Below are 16,592 nucleotides of genomic sequence, written 5' to 3' on the forward strand. Positions count from 1 at the left end.
AGATAAAAAACGCTGGATAATTTTGTTTAATTTATTGATAATGATTATATTTGTGTATATGAAAGCACAAGCATTATACACAAAAGAATTAGCAGCCATGTACTTTGCGAATAGCACGCCGAAGGCTGCTACTACGCATTTAAAGCGTTGGATTGACCGGAACGAATCCTTGAAAAACGAATTGACTGAAACCGGATACATAGAAGGGCAGCGAGTGTTTACGCCACGCCAGGTAGAGTTAGTTTTTCGTTATCTGGGGGAACCGTGAAGCAATTGACAATGGACAATTGACAATTGAGAATTAGGGAAGTGAGTAGAGGCGCAAAACAATTGAAAATTGAAAATTTAGAATTGAAAATTGGACATGATTGTAGAGGCGTAGCGTGCTGCGCCTCCAGGTAACGCGACAGGATAAAACGACGAATAACATAATAAATTCATTCGTTATTTTGTTGATTGTCATTTTGTTGTGAAATGAAGTTATGAGGCGCAGCAGCGCTGCGCCTCTACCGTCGCGGAGCCTGTTCCATTGATAAATGGAAGATGGAAAAATAATTTTCAATTGTCAATTCTCAATTATCCATTGGATTGGCCTCGTTCTGGTGAGCGTTAAGCGGAGGAACGAAGTGAAGCGGCCGGAGCGTCGCTGTTTGAGCCGGAGGCGAGTTTGCGGCGCGCACAGCGAAACGCAGTGACGGAGTAGCTCAGCAGACGCAGCCTTGAACTTTTGGTTCTTTTCTTTCAAGAGAAAAGAACAGGCAATTACTTGATCTTTTGGCACTTTTGCATCAAGGCAAAAGAACGTACACAGTTTGGGTCAAGCCAAAAGAACGAATACGAATATGATTACGAATTAAAACAAGAAAAAGCGATATGAAACTACAATTAATCATAGCCACCCTGTTATGCCTTACAGGAATAACCCTGTTGTTCCTGGGCTTCTGGATACCGCCACAAGGCGAGATTGATCCTTCGGTACTGGTTGCTTTTGGCGAAACCTCTACTTTTGCAGGTGCTTTATTCGGGGTGGACTATAAATATAAACGCAAGTCAATTGACAATTGACAACTTCATCAATTGAAAATTGAAAATTGAGAATTAATTAGGCACGGATTTCACGGATTACACGGATTTATCTGGTGAATATACCGAATGTGTTTTTGTGACACAAAGCAATTCACGATTGACAATTGGTAATAGGAAATGAATGTAGAGGCGCAGCGTGCTGCGCCTCCAGCCAACGCGACAGGATAGAACAACGAATAATAGAATAAATTCATTCGTTATTTTTTTTGATTCCCATTTGATTGTGAAATGAAGTTGTGAGGCGCAGCAGCGCTGCGCCTCTACCGTCGCAAGGTCTGTTTTCCGGATAAAATTATCCATATCTTATAATTTCCAATTGTCCATTCTCAATTGTCCATTGGACCGGCCTCGTTCTGGTGAGCGTTAAGCGTAGGAACGAAGTGAAGCGGCCGGAGCGTCGCTGTCTGAGCGCAGCGAGTTTGCGGCGCGCACAGCGAAACGCAGTGACGGAGTAGCTCAGCAGACGCAGCCTTGATTTTTTGGTACTTTTGCATCAAGGCAAAAGTACGAATACGATCTTGACCTTTTGGTACTTTTGGGCAAGCCAAAAGTACGAATGTAGTATTGAAATAAAAATCAAACATTTATACCCATATGAAACTATCGAAAAACTTTACGTTAAACGAATTTACCCATAGTCAGATGGCTATCGAACGGGGTATTTTGAATGAACCCGATGCCGAACAGCGCGAGGCCATTCAGCAGTTAGTAGATCATTTATTGCAGCCGCTCCGGGAACGAGTAGGCGAAGCCATTGCCATTACCAGCGGTTTCCGGAATCAGGAAGTAAACCGTTTGGTGGGCGGCGTTCCCACCAGTCAGCACACTAAGGGTGAAGCCGCCGACTGTTACTGTGCATCGGGTCCGGAACACCTGTTGCAAGTCTTACTCGACAGCGGCTTGCCTTTTGATCAGGCTATTGTCTATAAGCGGAAACGCTTTCTGCATCTTTCGTATCGACAAGGACGATGCCGGAAGATGGTGTTGTATACATGATGGGTAAAATGTGGGGAGCGATGTAAGTAAACGTCGGCTGTCAAGAGCCGGTTGAGGGTTGCAGTTCCTATTTCGTTCAGTTTTTTTGTGTGCAGGTCCTTTTTTGTTCATAGATTCTGGCAGTTTCCTTCAGGTGATGGACGAAGAATGTTTATTTTTGAGGGGGAAGATGGGGAAAACGGATTCGGCAAACGGCTGATCCCGTCTCCATCGGGAAAGTAGATAATTCTAAAAAACAGATAAACGATGCGCAAACAGATTTTGGGTTTATTCCTCCTGCTGCTGGCAGGAGTGCTGTATGCCGGGGAAGTGGAAGTACCCCGGCTCTCTCCTTTGCCGGAACGGGTGATGGAGGAACGAGTACCGCTGTCCGGGCAGTGGTGGTTTAACCCGGCTCCGGAAGCGGAGTTCTGGGAAAAGGAAACGGTGAAGCACTGGAAGCCGATAGAGGTACCGGGCGAATGGGTGATGCAGGGATTTGAAGTGGAAAAGGGAAAGGCTGCCGGGTATTTCCGGACCTTTACGGTTCCTGCCTCGTGGCAGGGGAAACGGATCAAGCTGCGCTGCAATGCCATTTACAGTGATGCCCGGGTCTATATCAACGGACAAAAGGCGGGCTCACATCTGGGCGGTTTTACGGCTTTCGAACTGGATGTGACGGACTAGGTGCGCTGTGGTGCCGAGAACAGGATGGCGGTGGCGGTTACTTCGGAGACGGTGGCCGACTCGACGTCGAACGCCTCGCGGTATGCCGTTCATCCGCTGGGCGGTATCTCGCGCGATCTGTATTTGTTTGCCTTGCCCGAAACCAACCTGTCGCTGTTTCACGTGAGCACGGCGTTCGATTCGACTTATACGGATGCGACGCTGGTGGCCGAAGTGGATATCACCCATGAGGGAAAGACGGCTTCGGACAAGTATCAGCTGGCGTTTGAACTGAAGGATGCGGAGGGCCGCCCGGTACGGCTGAAAGACGACCGGCTGAAGCTGCGCGAGCTGGCTGCCGGCGAGACGGAAAAGCTGACGGTGCGCTTCCCGGTAACGGCTCCCCGGAAATGGGACCCCGAGCATCCGTATCTGTATCGCCTGACTTGCCGCCTGATGGATGGGAACCGCGTGATGCAGACCAGCGTGCGCCGGGTGGGATTCCGGCAGATTGAAGTACGCGGAAACCAGGTGTTTGTGAATAACCACCCGATCAAGCTGCGGGGTGCCTGCCACCATGAGGTCATGCCCCTGCGCGGCCGTTCGGTGAATAACGATATGTGGCGCCGGGATGTGGAACTTTTCCGTGAAGGAAACGTCAATTATCTGCGTACCTCGCATTATCCGCCTGATGAGGCGTTGCTGGAAGCCTGCGACGAGCTGGGTATGTTTGTCGAGGTGGAAGCTCCTTTCTGCTGGGCACACGAGGCGAAGGTGCCGGATGCGCTGCGGCAGGATATCCTGGTGAACCAGCATCTGGCGATGGTGAACCTGAACCGCAGCCATCCGTCGGTCCTGATGTGGTCGATGGGCAACGAGTCGAACCTGTATGCCGAATATTTCAAGGAAGCGGCCGGGCTGGTGAAACAGATAGACCCGACGCGTCCCCGCATCTTCAGCCAGTGGGGACCGGATGCCGACCAGGGTGAGCTGGAAGTGACCAACCACCATTATCCCGGACCGGAAGGACCGGACAAATACCGGAATTACAGCCGGCCGGTGGTCTTCGACGAGTTCTGCCATCTGAATGCCTATAACCGCCTGGAGCTGGCCGCCGATCCCGGCTTGCGCAATATGTGGGGCGTCTTGCTGGACCGGATGTGGAACGCGATGTATCACAGCCAGGGCGTGCTGGGTGGTGCCATCTGGGCAGGCATTGACGATACCTTCTTCTTGCCCGGCGAGCGTGCCGTGGGATATGGAACCTGGGGACCGATCGACGGATGGCGCCGGCCGAAACCCGAATATTGGGGTATGAAGAAGGCCTTCAGTCCGGTGAAGATCCGCTTGAAGGGAAACCAGGATGCCGACGGGAAGCTCTGCTTTGAGGTGGAGAACCGGCATCTCTTCTCGAACCTGAAAGAGACCCGCTTGGAATGGACCGTAGGAAATCAGCATGGCGTGGTGACGCCGGATGTCGCTCCGGGTGAGACGGGCGAGTTTACCGTGCAGCTGCCCGAAGAGGTCCGCTCGGCCGGAACGATCGACTGGAAGGTGATCGGGGTGCGGGGCTTTGAGATCGATGCCTATCATTTCCAGACCTTGCCCGAACCGTTGGCACAGCCGGCTCTGCTGAGTGCCGGACGTATCCAGACCGAAGAGACGGATGAGGCGTATGTGATCCGGACCATCAGCGGTGGCTTCCGGATCGACAAGCGCAACGGCTTGCTGACCTCGTCGAAAAACAACGGGGCGGTGCTGGTGAAAGCGCCCGAGCTGATGGTCTTGCCGCTGAATGCCGAAGGCGAAGGCATCCAGATGGTGGGGAAAGACCAGAAGTTCGAGCCTTATACGCCGGTGTGCAGCCGCTGGGTAGCCCGGAAGATCGGAAAGACGGGTGCGGACGACGACTGGTGCATCCGGGTGGAAGGCACGTATGCCGAAGCCGAGGGCTATTTTGAATATCGTTTCCGGGCCACAGGCGAAGTGGAGGTGACGTATCACTTCACCTTGCTTGAAGCCGTTTCGCCCCGCCAGGTAGGACTGGTCTTTTCATTGCCGAAGACATACGACCATATCCAGTGGCGCCGTCGGGGCTATTGGAGTGTTTATCCGGAGAATCACCTGGGTTCGTTGAGCGGCGAAGCGGTGGCTTATGATCCGTCGCTGCCGGTTTCGGGTCTGGCAGGACCGTCCAAGCAGCCGGCGAAAGCCTGGTCGTTCGATCAGACGGCGGCCGGTTCCAACCTCTTCCGGGCCACGAAGGAAAATATCTACGAGGCAACCTTGTCGGGTGCCGCTGCCAGCCGGGTGAAAGTCCTTTCCGACGGTACGCAGCATATCCGCGCCTGGAGAGCCGGCGAAGAGATCCGCTTCCTGGTGGCCGACTATAACAATGCCGGAAACGACACCTTCCTCACTTCCCATTCCCGCCTGGATTTCCGTCCGCTGAAACGGGGAGACCAGATCTCGGGTACAGTCACCCTGCTGATTCTGTAAGGAAACGAATATATAAGCATCAGATATGCATCCACGGCAGGCGTCACACCGTCCTGTCGTGGATGTGTTTTTTCAGGCAGCCGGCTTATTTGTTCTCTTTTGCGTATTTGGAAGGACTGACGCCGAACTGGCTGATGAAATTCGTGCTGAAATACGATTGCGAGCGGAAGCCGACAGCCTCGGCGATCTCGTAAATCTTCATGTCGCTTTGCAACAGGAGCTCGGCAGCCCGTTTGAGGCGGGTGATGCGGATGAGATCGTTGGGTGTCATGGCGGAGATCTCCCGGATCTTGCGGTACAAGGTGGGCCGGCTGAGGTGCATGTGTTCGGCGATCTGGTTGACATCCAGATCCGGATCGCTGATATGCTCGAGGATGATGCGGTTCAGCTTCTCGAGGAACTGCTCGTCCGTCTTGGAATAGGCAATCGACTTCATGTTGGCCACCGGCGATTTGAAGTAGAACTGGCGGATATGCTCGCGGTTGGTCAGCAGGTTGGAGATCTGGGCCAGGAGCAGGCTGGACGAGAACGGCTTGTCGATATAGGCATCGGCACCCGATTCCAGTCCTTCCATATGCGACTGGATGGTGGTCTTGGCCGTCAGCAGGATGACGGGAATATGGCTGAACTCCACGTCCGTCTTGATCTTCTTGAGTAGCTCCAGTCCGTCCATGACCGGCATCATCACATCACTGACCACCAGCTGGATGCTTTGCCGGTGCATCCATTCGATGGCTTGGGCACCATTCTCGGCGGTACATACATTGTAATCCTTATTCAGTTCTTCCGCAATGAAGGTCCGCATTTCCGGATGATCTTCCACCACGAGGATGGTGGGGCGTCCTTCCAGGAAGGAGAAGCGGACCGCCTCGGTCTTTGTCTCGGGCACTTCCTCTTGTGGCGGCTGGATGGATTCCGGCTGTTGCAGCGGCAGAAGCAGGCGGAAACAAGTCTGTGCCCCGTCGGTTCCCGGTTTGTCGAGCACAAGCGTCCCGTGGTGCATTTCCGCCAGCGAGCGTGCCAGCGGCAATCCCAGTCCGGTGCCCGTCTTTCCTTCCGTGTTCGGAATCCGGTAGAACGGCTCGAAGATCTTCTCCCGCAGTTCTTCCGGTATGGGCTTTCCGTCGTTGATAAAGTCCATCTCGATCTGTTCCCGGTCGTTGAGGCGGAGATGAATCCGGATGCTGCTCCGGGCATATTTGATGGCATTGGCCAGCAGGTTACTGAAGATCTTCGTCACGGCTTCGCGGTCCACATAAGCATAAAGCTCTGCTGCGGAAGACATCCAGTTGAGCAGCAGCCCTTGCGAGGCGGCAGACTCCTGGAAGCGGTCGGTCGTCTCTTGCAGCAGTTCCACCAGGTTGGTGCGGACAAAATTCAGACGGAAGCCTTCGATCTCGGTCCGCCGGAAGTCGAGCAGCTGATTCACCAGCGACAATAGCCGGGATACATTCTTGTCCATCAGGCGGAGCGACTCTTCCACCTTGTCCGGCAAATGCCCGTCCTGCAACACCCGTTCCAGCGGATTCTTGATCAGCGTGAGCGGTGTGCGGATCTCGTGGGCGATGTTGATGAAGAATTCGATCTTGGCCTGATAGAGCTCTTTCTCTTTCTGGTCTTCAAACAGGCGCATGTTGTAGGCCATTTCCTGCCGGGTCTTGTTGCGCCACCAATAAAGAGCCGATCCGACGAGGGCGAGGGCGACCAGCGCATACACGACCTTGGCCGGGAACGAAGCCCACCAGGCGGGCAATACTTCGATCTCCAGCTGCGTCACCAGCGGACTCCAGCGGTTGGACAAGTTGGTGGCTTTCACCTCGAACAGATAATGCCCCGGCAGCAGGTTGGTGAAATAGACCACATTGCGCTCGTCGATATCGATCCATTTGGGATCACTTCCTTCCAGGCGATACGCATATTGGACAGACGCCGGCGCCATGAAGCTGAGGGTCGAGAAACTCAGGCTGAAAGTCGATTCATCGTCGTTCAGCCGGATCTTCCGGAGCGGAGAATCCGGCGATATGTTCAGGACCTGTTCGCGGTTGCCCAGTTCCAGCGTATGCAGATAGACCCGCGACGGCGCATTGTCCTCTCCTACTGCGTCCGGCCGGAAATGAATGAACCCTTTGATCGAACCGAAGTAGAAATTCCCTTCGGTATCCGTAAAAGCCGAATTCTCGTTGAACTGACGGGAGATCAGTCCGTGACTTTCGGTATAGGTCGTGATCAGTCCGCTTTTCGTCTCGAGCCGCACCAGTCCGTTTGCCGAGCTGATCCACAGGCAGCCTTCCTGGTCGGGCAGAATCTTGAACACCACGTTGCTGGGCATTCCGTTCTTCACCGTGTAATGGACGGACTCGCCGGTCTGGAAGTCGTATTTGATGACACCTTCGAGCGTGGCAAACCACATGTTCCCGTCCGGATCCTCACAAATATCGTTGACGAAGTTATGCCGCTGGGTATTCAGCTTGTCGTACGGAAGATACATCCCGGTGTTGCTGATCGGGTTGTAATAGAAGCTGCGGTTGAACATGCCCGTCCAGATGCGGCCCAGGCGGTCTTCGTAGATACAGCGGACCGAATAAGCCGGAAACTGGGGCGCATAGCGGAAGCAGTCGTTCAGATAATCATATTTGAACACGCCATCGTCGGTGCCCACATAAATCTGTCCTTCGCGCAAGACCTTGATACAACGCACCGAGCTGTTCTTCGTGCTGGTGGAATCTTTGAGCAGGCTGTATCGCTTGACCACTTTCCGGCTCTGGATATCCATCTTGTCGATCCCATGGATGACATGGCCGATCCACAGATAATCGTCGGAAGCTGCCAGACTGCGGATATTGGTATGGGCAATCCCCGAATTGTCCGGTCGCGGCTGATAGTTCGTGAAGAGCGAAGTCTTCTTGTCCAGGCAGTTGATGCCGGCATCTTCGGTGCCGACCCAGATATTTCCCAGCTTGTCTGTACAAATATCGCGGATCACTTCCCCTTTCATGGAGTTGGGGCCGTCATCGGGATAATAGATACGGAAAGGCTGGAACGGCGAGCAGTAATTAATTCCGTTCTGGTGGAAACCGATCCAGATGCCCTGTTCACGATCCCGGTAAAAGGCCGAGATATACTGGCTCGACAAGGCATACGGATCGCGCGGGTCCTGTTGTACCCGATGACATTCTCCGGTATTGACCTGATAGATGATGAGGCCTGAATCTGTTCCGATCCAAAGCTCATTCTCTTCTTTCTCCATCAGGGCATTGATCAGGAAAGTAAGCCGATTGGCTTCCTGGATATGCAGGTCCTGGAACAAATGCGAATCCGTATCAAATATCTTGACATCATCGTGCTCATAAGCCACATAAATCCGATGGGCGAAAGGCGACGGATAAAGCATCAGGATCTTGCGGGCCGGCTCATTGGGAAAGAGCGGGAACGTCTCGATCCGGTCTTCTGCCTCCACGATACGCGAAAGAGAACCGTTGCTGTCGCTCACCCAGATTCCCTGGTTGGATGTGATGCAGAACGAGGTGTAAGACAAATGCTCCGGATGGGCGAAGATGCGGCAGGTCGTGTCGGTCTGGTCATAGCGGATCAGGTTTCCGTCCATCAGCAGCCACAACCGGTTTTGCTGATCGAACTGGAACAAAGAGATGCGCTTGTTGGCTGTCAGGGATAAATGGTGGAACGATTCGCGCTCCTTGTCGTACCGGAAAAGTCCGGCCAGCGTTCCGACCCACAGATTCCCGGTCTGGTCACAGTTCAATGAAGTAATCCAGTTGCTGCCCAGGGTGGAACTGACTTCCGGGTCGTGGCGGAACACCTTGAAGGAATAGCCGTCGAAGCGGTTCAGGCCGTCGCGTGTACCGATCCAGACAAATCCGTCGTTGTCCTGGATGCAGGCAGTAACCATATTATCGCTCAGGCCATGTTCCACCTGATAATGACGGAAGATATAATTCGTCTCTTGGACCGCCCATGTAAACAGCGGAAGAAGACAAGATAAGCAGACGATCCACCAAGTGTTCCTCATACGATTGATTCAAAGATTGACAGCCGAAAGATACATAAAAATATTCCAATCCAAGCGGTCCGCCTAAGGAAAAGAAGGTATGCCGGGCTTTAGATATCGTATCAAAAGTATGCAATATTGTATCAGCCATGAGCTTCCATGCCGTAAATGAGACAAATATGAAAAAGAAAGGTATGATTTCAGGCCGGCATCCAAGCGCCTCCGAACTACATTTGTGATACAAAACCGCGAGATATTAAGCACTAATTTTTATATGTATTATGATTAACACAAGCAACAACGCGACGAGTATGGGCACGAAGATTCAGCTTTGCGTCATGATGTTTCTTCAGTACATGCTGAGCGCCGTATGGTGGGTTCCCTTAGCAGCCTATCTGTCGCATACCCTGAAACTCGAAGTTTACCAGATTTCGCTGGTACTAAGTTCGATGGCCATTGGCGCCATGGCCTCATCTTTTATCGGAGCGATAGCCGACCGCTATTTCGCCGCCGAGAAAATCCTGGCAGTCCTGAATGTACTGACAGGCATCTTCCTGCTGATCGCTGCCCGGCAAGACGCCTTTCCGGGACTGATGGTGAGTGTGGTGCTGGCTATGCTTTGCCACATGCCCACGCAGAGCCTCACGAGTACGATTGCCATGCAGCATGCGCCTGCCGAGCAGTTCCCGCGTATCCGGATGTTTGGTTCGGTGGGCTGGGTCGCATCGGGCATCTTCAGTATCGTCGCCCTGCATTGCCTGCATCTGCCGGCTTTCGATGATACCAATCTCCCGATGTATTGCGGAGCGGCAGTCTGCTTTGTGGCTGCCCTGATGAATCTGCGTCTGCCACATACGCCTCCGGCCACTTCGAAGGCGACTTCCCTTTCCTGGATGGACATAACAGGCTTCAGCGCTTTCTCGCTGATGAAAGACAAGAACTACCGGATCTTCATGATACTGACTTTCCTGTCGATCATCCCGTTCACGCTGTATCATGTGTATGGCTCGATGATTCTGGCCGATGAGCATGTGCAACATATCACCGTCACCCTGAATCTGGGTCAGCTGGCGGAGATGTTCTTTCTGGTCATTACTACTTCTATTCTGGTGAAGTCTGGTATCAAGAAGACGCTGATATATGGTCTGGTGGCCCTGTTTGTGCGCTATTTCGCCTTCTTCCTGGGAGCCGAGACCGACGCGCAGTGGTTTTATTACATCGGAATTATCGTACATGGGCTGATCTTCGGCTTGTTCTATGTAGGCGGACAAGTGTACACTGACCAAGTAGCACCGAAAGAGATGAAAGCCCGTGCGCAAGGACTTTTATTCTTCCTCGTATGGGGAATCGGTTTTCTGATTGGTACGTTATGGAACGGATGGCTGATTGATTTATTCCGGGATGGCGACAAATGCGATTGGCCCGTGCTGTTCCTGATCTCATCGGGTGGATCCTTGATCTTGCTGTTATTATTTGTGTTTGCTTTTAAACCCGTCGAGTTGAAACGGAAAGAAGAATGAGTAACCTCATACGGGGGAGTGAATGGGCGGGAAAGAACAGGCGTGTTTTTTCCCGCCTTTATTATCTGTCGCTGCGATGTGGAATTATTCCGGCATCGGTGGCATAAAGAACAGGTTGTTACAATAATAATCCTGGAAATCGGGCGAAGCTTCCAGGGCAAAATGCCGGGTGGCGGAAAGAATCTCGGCAATGTCCGGTCGGGTTTCCCGATAAAGAAAGAGTTTGCAACCGGCCAGCGCACTGTTGCCAGCCTTCCGGATTTGTTCGGGCGATGAGGCCTGCAGTAATCCGACGGCCAAAGCGTGTTTTACATCCAGATATGTTCCTAATCCGCCCGACACATAGATATGTTCCAAGTCGTCAGTCGTGATGCCCAGCTCTTTCAGCAGCAGTTGGAATCCCGTCGCTATGGCTGCTTTCGCCAGCTGGAATTCCCGGACATCTTTTTCCCACAGTGATACTTTCGGCGTGAGAGGCAGTTCGCCGTGGCGGGATTCGTCGGCAATCGAGCCCGACATATCAATAGCTTCCTGCTGGCAGAAATAATGAATGGCATCGATCAGTCCGCTTCCGCAAAGACCGGAAGCCTCTCCGCCGCCGATCACTTCTACGTGACCGTCCGATTCATTCACCGAGCAGATGGCTCCTGTCACAGCCCGCATTCCTTGTGTGATATTGATTCCCTCGAATGCTGGACCGGCAGCTGTGGAAGTACACAGAATCTCTCCTCTTCGTCCGACGACAATCTCACCATTCGTGCCGAGGTCGATCAGCGCCTGCCATTTCTCCTGCTTGTGGATCTGGATGCTTTCCATGCCTGCCAGGATATCGCTGCCTACGAAATGACTGATGTTTGGCAGGAAGACCACTTCGCACGAGGCCGGAAGCGCCCAATGTAATTCGTCGGTCGAGAAACGGCGGGCAGCATTGTTCGGCGACTGGAATGGATAGGCGGATAAAGGCGTGACATCGAGGTCACAGAACAGATGGTGCATCACGCTATTGCCCACCAAGACCACGCGTCGGACTTCAGCCCGGATTTCCGGCTGCACCAGCGAGGCTATCTGTTCCCCGATTTGCTCCCGGATCAATTCGGAGAGCTGTTTCCGTTCGGCTTCTCCCTGGATGGCATACGATATGCGCGAGATGATATCAGCTCCATGGCGACTTTGCCGATTCAGTTCAGCCGACGAACCCAAGATTTTCCCTGTACTCAGATCAACGAGTTGTACTACGACTGTGGTCGAACCCAGATCGACAGCCAAGGCATAGCCTGTCTCCTCTCCCAGCCGGATTTCCGTCTCGTCGGTCAGAATTTGCTGTTCACCTTGCGGAATACGGATGGTCAGATCGTCCGTCACCAGGCTGAGGCATGCCAGCCGCCAAGAAGCGGGCGATAATCCTTGCCGTTCCAGCAGTGTGCGATGCCATTCGGTCAGTTCCACTTCTCCTTTCAGCAGTTCCACCCGGCACTTGCCGCAGACACCTCGTCCGCCGCAGGCAAAGTCCACGCCCTGCTCGCCAACAATCTGCCCCAATGATGTTCCATGTGGAACTCTCCGTTCGATACCCGCCGGTTCCAACCGCACGGTATGTTCTTGGTTGTTTTGCATGATTTTCCTTTGATTTTGAAGTCTCAAAGATACCGAATTTCCTTCTATTCTACTTGTTTGTCTGCATAAAGAATGGTGTATCTGAGAAGACTAAATTGTAACGAGGCAGAAACCGTCCGGCTCCTGCCTCGTTTGTGTATGCTTTGGTTGCTTTTATTCGTGAGTTGTATTGGATTCACCTACAACAAGCTTCACGGTACCACCAATGGAATCTCCTGTTTTCAAGGGTTTGCGGTAAGGTGCGTAATAACTGCTGAGGAACATCTCGTCGCCCGGAGTGACAAAGTCGGCTACCAGGAAGCGGATCCGGTCTTGCTGTAACCACGAGCGCCAGTGTTGATGACCTTCTGATACGGCAGTAACGGTGTTTCCATCCTCGTTTTTCAGTCCGGCATACCAGATATTCCGGCGGGTAGAACGGAAATCGTTACTTCCCAACTCGTTGAAGTCGCGGCTCCAGGCCCATGAAGGTTTTACCCGTGGATGAATGGTTTCCGGCAGACCTGTATAGAACAACGCCGCCTCTCCTACCGGACGACTGATATGATCTTCGGGATAAACCGTCCATAAACCATCGCGCCGCCAGAAAGTACGGTCGAACGATGCCGGGGCTTCGAATACCAAACCCCATTGACGCGGATTCACGTCCTGCAGTGCTTCGAATGTGTAGCTGACCGCTATCTCTCCGCTGGCATTAATACGCAGTGTATAGTTCCCTTTGAATTCTTTGTATGAACCTTGTACGGTGATGCAGACATCTTCCCCTTCGGTACGGGCTTCGGTTGAAGAAACCGTCCATTCAGTACACAGATCGTTGAAGATAGGTGTATTCGCATTATGATTCGGATAGCAGCCTCCACCTGTCAATGGCAGCGCCATCAGCCACGGACCACCGACGAGACATTCCTTGCCGTCTTTCTTCAACGAGAGAATCTGTCCGTTTGTCCGGCTTACTTCGCAGGTGAAATGCGATCCTGATACAAGATACTGGTCTTTCTTCTCCTTCAGGCGAGTTGGCAGTGCTGAAGGAATTGCCCATACATTTTGGGATTGTTCTCCTACGGGAATCCGATATTCATCGGCTAAGAATCCACGCGGATCGACAAATGAAAGATATAATCCGTTGGCCTGTTCCGGATGTTGCACGTCAATGGTAAACTGTCCGTTCTGTCCGGCCGGGCAATCCACGAAAGCCACTCCTTTCTCATCGCCGAACTGCCAGTTGATCCGCAGTTCATTCAGGTTGGTATATGTATAACGGTTTTCTACTTCGACGGTAAATGTGGAGGCTGGTGATAAGGTTGTCGTCTTCACCCGGATCGGACTGTAAATCTTCTTCATGTCCCAGTATTCCGGTTTCGGACGACGCCAACCGTCAATCGGTCCCCACGGTCCGTATCCCACGGCATCTCCGTTCGGCATTTGGAAAATATCATCAATTCCCGACCAGATAGAACCACCCAACACGCCCGGAGTCTGATACATATTCTCCCAAGTCGGAGCCAAGGCCAAAGCCCAGTCGCTTCGGATACCCGGATCAGTAACCAGTTCGCTTCGGTTATAAACATTCAGGTGACAATATTCGCCATAGATCATGGGGCGTTCGCTTTTTGCTGCCACCTTATATCCGTCCGGTCCCGGATAGTGGATATTCGCAATCGGAGCCGTACTTCCCTGATTATTGAAACCTCCATACGCCTGATCGTGGAAGGTATGCGGACGCGACGGATCGGCTTTCTTTACATAGACTTCCACTTGGGCAAACTCCTTGTTCCAATACGATTCGTTGGCCATCGACCAGAATAGAATGGACGGATGATTCCGGTAGAAATGAATGGTCTCCATGTTGGCTTGCAAGACAGACGCGTAGTATTTCGGGTCACGGTAGTTCAGGCGTTTCCAATTCTCGTTGGCATGATGTCCGATCCAGCAGACAGGAGATTCCACTTCGACAAACATACCCAACTCATCACATACTTCCAATAATTCTTCACAAGGTGGATAATGCGATGTGCGGATGAAGTTACAGTTTCCGCTCCGGTACAGTTCCACGTCTTTCCGTACTAAATCCGGATTCATCACGCGTCCTGTCAGCGGATGAACCTCGTGCCGGCAGACGCCCCGGAGTTTGACCGGAACACCGTTTACCAGTAATCGGTTTCCTTTCAGTCCCACTTCCCGGAAACCAAACCGTTTCTCGGCGATTTCCAGGGTTTCGTCTCCCTGATGCAAGGAAGTCTGCAAAGTATATAAATGCGGATGCTCATTATCCCATTTCTGCGGGTTTGATACTTTCCCGCTGATCCAACCACTCCATGAACCACCGGCAGCTATTTCCGGAACAGGCGCATGCAGATCCACCGGCAGTCCGTCGATGGTTAACTGAAGATGAATATCTTTCTGAGGCTGGTCACTCTGATTCGTAACAGTTGTATAGACTTTCAACTCGGCATCCTGATAATCCGCATCCAAGTCTGTCAGAATCCGCATATCGGATAGATGTACTTTCGGAACAGCCATCAAGGTAACCTTTCGGGTGATACCACCCAACTGATGCGCCGCGTATTGGGTCAGACTGCCTAACATATCTGCCAACGACTCACTTCGTACCCGAAGAGACAGGATATTATCGCCCGGTTGTAAAGCCTGAGTGATATCCAGTTCGAAGGCAGTCATACCGCCCATGTGCGAACCTATTTCTTTTCCGTTCAGATAAACAATCGATTCACTGGAAACTCCGTCGAAACGAAGCTTGATTTGTTTCCCTTTCCAGTCGGCCGGCAACGAGAATCGGGTTTGATATCCGGCAAAAGTAGCTGAGTCCACCTGGAATCCTTGCATGGACCATTCACCCGGGACGGTAATAGGCTTCCATCCTTTGTCTGTCTGGAATGACTGATAGAAGTCTGGAGCCGGTTTCTCATGGAATTGCCAGGTTCCGTTCAACGACATCAAGGGTTGATAGACTCCCGTTACTTGTGAAGGCTTGACCGAATAAACCGGAAGCACCTTTTCGGCACAAACCGTCGTGTCAACTACGTAACTTTGTGTATGAACCAAGTCCGCTTTCTTATCTCCTTCAAATGGAACAGTCTTCAGGGAACTGTTCGTATATAGATTCACTTCCGAAACCAAGGCATTTGGTCCTTTCAAGGCTTCGAATACGAGGACCAGCTGTCCGTACGCATACGCTTTCTTCGGTAAGTCGATCCGATACCTTTGTTCCTTCCCTGCCTGGAGAACAACAGGAGCCTGAACTTCATTTCCGTCGGCAACGATTCGCTGTTCCCGTTCGCTGTCTGCCAGGTAAACGACTTCCAACTGATATGCAGCGTTAATGTCCATCTGGTTAAAGGCATAAATAACAGTCCCTCCGAAGTTACAGGTAAGGGCCTCTTTACTACCTGTAAACTTCTCCGGGAGCGTGTAGTTCTCTCCTTTGATCAAATAAGGCTGGGCGCCTTCTACACCACAATCATTCCGGGCAACGCACGACATCTGTTGTGCCTGGCTGATAGAGAACCATCCGCATGCAGCGGTCAATAAAATACATTTGCGTGTTATGTTTATCCGTTTCTTCATGTTATTTCGATTTACTGATTCAAAGATACGATATTCTACAAAAGAAAACCAGGCATTTGAAACAGAGAAAATAAACGAAAAAGGAACGGATTGGGCCAATCAGGCTTGAAAAACGGAACAAACGCTTTCGGTCTGGCTTTCTCCGCCTGATTGAATCTCTTTATGTCAGTATTGGATTGACAAACTTCTGAGATTGTTTTTTCCCGTTAGCTCTACAATCAGATAACCGGATGAACTTTCCGGTGAAATGGATTGGAACTGGTAATCTGAAGCGGGTTCTATCTTGAGTTGACCTTGTTGGGCTCGCTTCAAATCCGGAATGAACCAGATACTCGCTTTGTCTCCGGAAGGATATTCTCTCCATTGACAAGAAAATCCTTGTGCTGTGTTGGAGTAAGAATCCAATATGCCGCCAATTGCCATGGGATAAGTTCTGGATAAGAACGGAAAGAAGTCTTGGGTTTCAATCTGTGGCCACCAGGAATCGTAATCTAACGATAAGTGGCTGAATATCTTTGATGTATATCTTAGCTAAAGAGGTAATCTCCCGCTATTGCTCCATCTTTGGATTGCTTTGTTTTGCACAAGGTCTCGTGGATGTTTCCTGTTGCAAGGATAGTTTTCTATTCTGAGAATCCCGCATT

At 51.7% G+C, this 16,592-nt stretch carries 10 protein-coding genes; 6 read left to right on the top strand and 4 right to left on the bottom strand.

The window, feature by feature from the left end:
• Positions 1–58 precede the first annotated feature (58 nt).
• From MUN53_RS03250 to MUN53_RS03270, 5 genes are all read left to right on the top strand, one after another.
• Positions 59–268 (top strand): DUF4248 domain-containing protein, encoded by a 210-nt coding sequence (locus tag MUN53_RS03250; RefSeq protein ID WP_243323368.1) that lies wholly within the window; start codon positions 59–61, stop codon positions 266–268.
• 605 nt (positions 269–873) lie between these two features.
• The gene (locus MUN53_RS03255; protein ID WP_243323370.1) at positions 874–1,065 is read left to right on the top strand and encodes a hypothetical protein; all 192 of its coding nucleotides are present in this window, start codon (positions 874–876) and stop codon (positions 1,063–1,065) included.
• A gap of 615 nt (positions 1,066–1,680) precedes the next feature.
• Complete coding sequence (locus tag MUN53_RS03260; protein ID WP_243323371.1) at positions 1,681–2,082, top strand: D-Ala-D-Ala carboxypeptidase family metallohydrolase; 402 nt, start codon at positions 1,681–1,683, stop codon at positions 2,080–2,082.
• A gap of 261 nt (positions 2,083–2,343) precedes the next feature.
• On the top strand, positions 2,344–2,748 hold the full coding sequence (locus MUN53_RS03265) for a sugar-binding domain-containing protein (protein WP_243323373.1): 405 nt from the start codon (positions 2,344–2,346) through the stop codon (positions 2,746–2,748).
• Between the two features lie 24 nt (positions 2,749–2,772).
• The gene (locus MUN53_RS03270) at positions 2,773–5,226 is read left to right on the top strand and encodes a glycoside hydrolase family 2 TIM barrel-domain containing protein (RefSeq protein WP_243323375.1); all 2,454 of its coding nucleotides are present in this window, start codon (positions 2,773–2,775) and stop codon (positions 5,224–5,226) included.
• An 85-nt stretch (positions 5,227–5,311) separates the two neighbouring features.
• On the opposite strand, the gene MUN53_RS03275 is transcribed toward MUN53_RS03270, so the two are convergent.
• Both MUN53_RS03275 and MUN53_RS03280 read right to left on the bottom strand, forming a co-directional pair.
• Complete coding sequence (locus tag MUN53_RS03275; RefSeq protein ID WP_449587421.1) at positions 5,312–9,253, bottom strand: hybrid sensor histidine kinase/response regulator transcription factor; 3,942 nt, start codon at positions 9,251–9,253, stop codon at positions 5,312–5,314.
• Positions 9,135–9,383, bottom strand: a complete 249-nt coding sequence (locus MUN53_RS03280; RefSeq protein ID WP_243323379.1) for a hypothetical protein — start codon at positions 9,381–9,383, stop codon at positions 9,135–9,137. Before MUN53_RS03280 ends, MUN53_RS03275 begins: the two co-directional genes overlap by 119 nt.
• 160 nt (positions 9,384–9,543) lie before the next feature.
• Here MUN53_RS03280 and MUN53_RS03285 point away from each other — a divergent pair, with 160 nt between their 5' ends.
• Positions 9,544–10,752 (top strand): MFS transporter, encoded by a 1,209-nt coding sequence (locus MUN53_RS03285; protein WP_243323381.1) that lies wholly within the window; start codon positions 9,544–9,546, stop codon positions 10,750–10,752.
• An 84-nt stretch (positions 10,753–10,836) separates the two neighbouring features.
• On the opposite strand, the gene MUN53_RS03290 is transcribed toward MUN53_RS03285, so the two are convergent.
• Together MUN53_RS03290 and MUN53_RS03295 are read right to left on the bottom strand one after the other, a co-directional pair.
• On the bottom strand, positions 10,837–12,366 hold the full coding sequence (locus MUN53_RS03290) for an ASKHA domain-containing protein (RefSeq protein ID WP_243323382.1): 1,530 nt from the start codon (positions 12,364–12,366) through the stop codon (positions 10,837–10,839).
• Between the two features lie 153 nt (positions 12,367–12,519).
• Positions 12,520–15,948 carry a glycoside hydrolase family 2 TIM barrel-domain containing protein gene (locus tag MUN53_RS03295; protein WP_243323383.1) on the bottom strand — a complete coding sequence of 1,143 codons (3,429 nt, stop codon included), beginning with the start codon at positions 15,946–15,948 and terminating at the stop codon, positions 12,520–12,522.
• Positions 15,949–16,592 lie beyond the last annotated feature (644 nt).

Source organism: Parabacteroides faecalis (genome assembly GCF_022809355.1).
Classification (GTDB): domain Bacteria; phylum Bacteroidota; class Bacteroidia; order Bacteroidales; family Tannerellaceae; genus Parabacteroides; species Parabacteroides faecalis.

What these genes read in the sequence shown, in the direction of transcription:
- MUN53_RS03250 (WP_243323368.1), top strand. Translation starts at nt 59, where the DNA reads ATGAAAGCACAAGCATTATACACAAAAGAATTAGCAGCCATGTACTTT.
- MUN53_RS03255 (WP_243323370.1), top strand. Translation starts at nt 874, where the DNA reads ATGAAACTACAATTAATCATAGCCACCCTGTTATGCCTTACAGGAATA.
- MUN53_RS03260 (WP_243323371.1), top strand. Translation starts at nt 1,681, where the DNA reads ATGAAACTATCGAAAAACTTTACGTTAAACGAATTTACCCATAGTCAG.
- MUN53_RS03270 (WP_243323375.1), top strand. Translation starts at nt 2,773, where the DNA reads ATGGCGGTGGCGGTTACTTCGGAGACGGTGGCCGACTCGACGTCGAAC.
- MUN53_RS03275 (WP_449587421.1), bottom strand. Translation starts at nt 9,253, where the DNA reads ATGAGGAACACTTGGTGGATCGTCTGCTTATCTTGTCTTCTTCCGCTG.
- MUN53_RS03280 (WP_243323379.1), bottom strand. Translation starts at nt 9,383, where the DNA reads ATGGCTGATACAATATTGCATACTTTTGATACGATATCTAAAGCCCGG.
- MUN53_RS03285 (WP_243323381.1), top strand. Translation starts at nt 9,544, where the DNA reads ATGGGCACGAAGATTCAGCTTTGCGTCATGATGTTTCTTCAGTACATG.
- MUN53_RS03290 (WP_243323382.1), bottom strand. Translation starts at nt 12,366, where the DNA reads ATGCAAAACAACCAAGAACATACCGTGCGGTTGGAACCGGCGGGTATC.
- MUN53_RS03295 (WP_243323383.1), bottom strand. Translation starts at nt 15,948, where the DNA reads ATGAAGAAACGGATAAACATAACACGCAAATGTATTTTATTGACCGCT.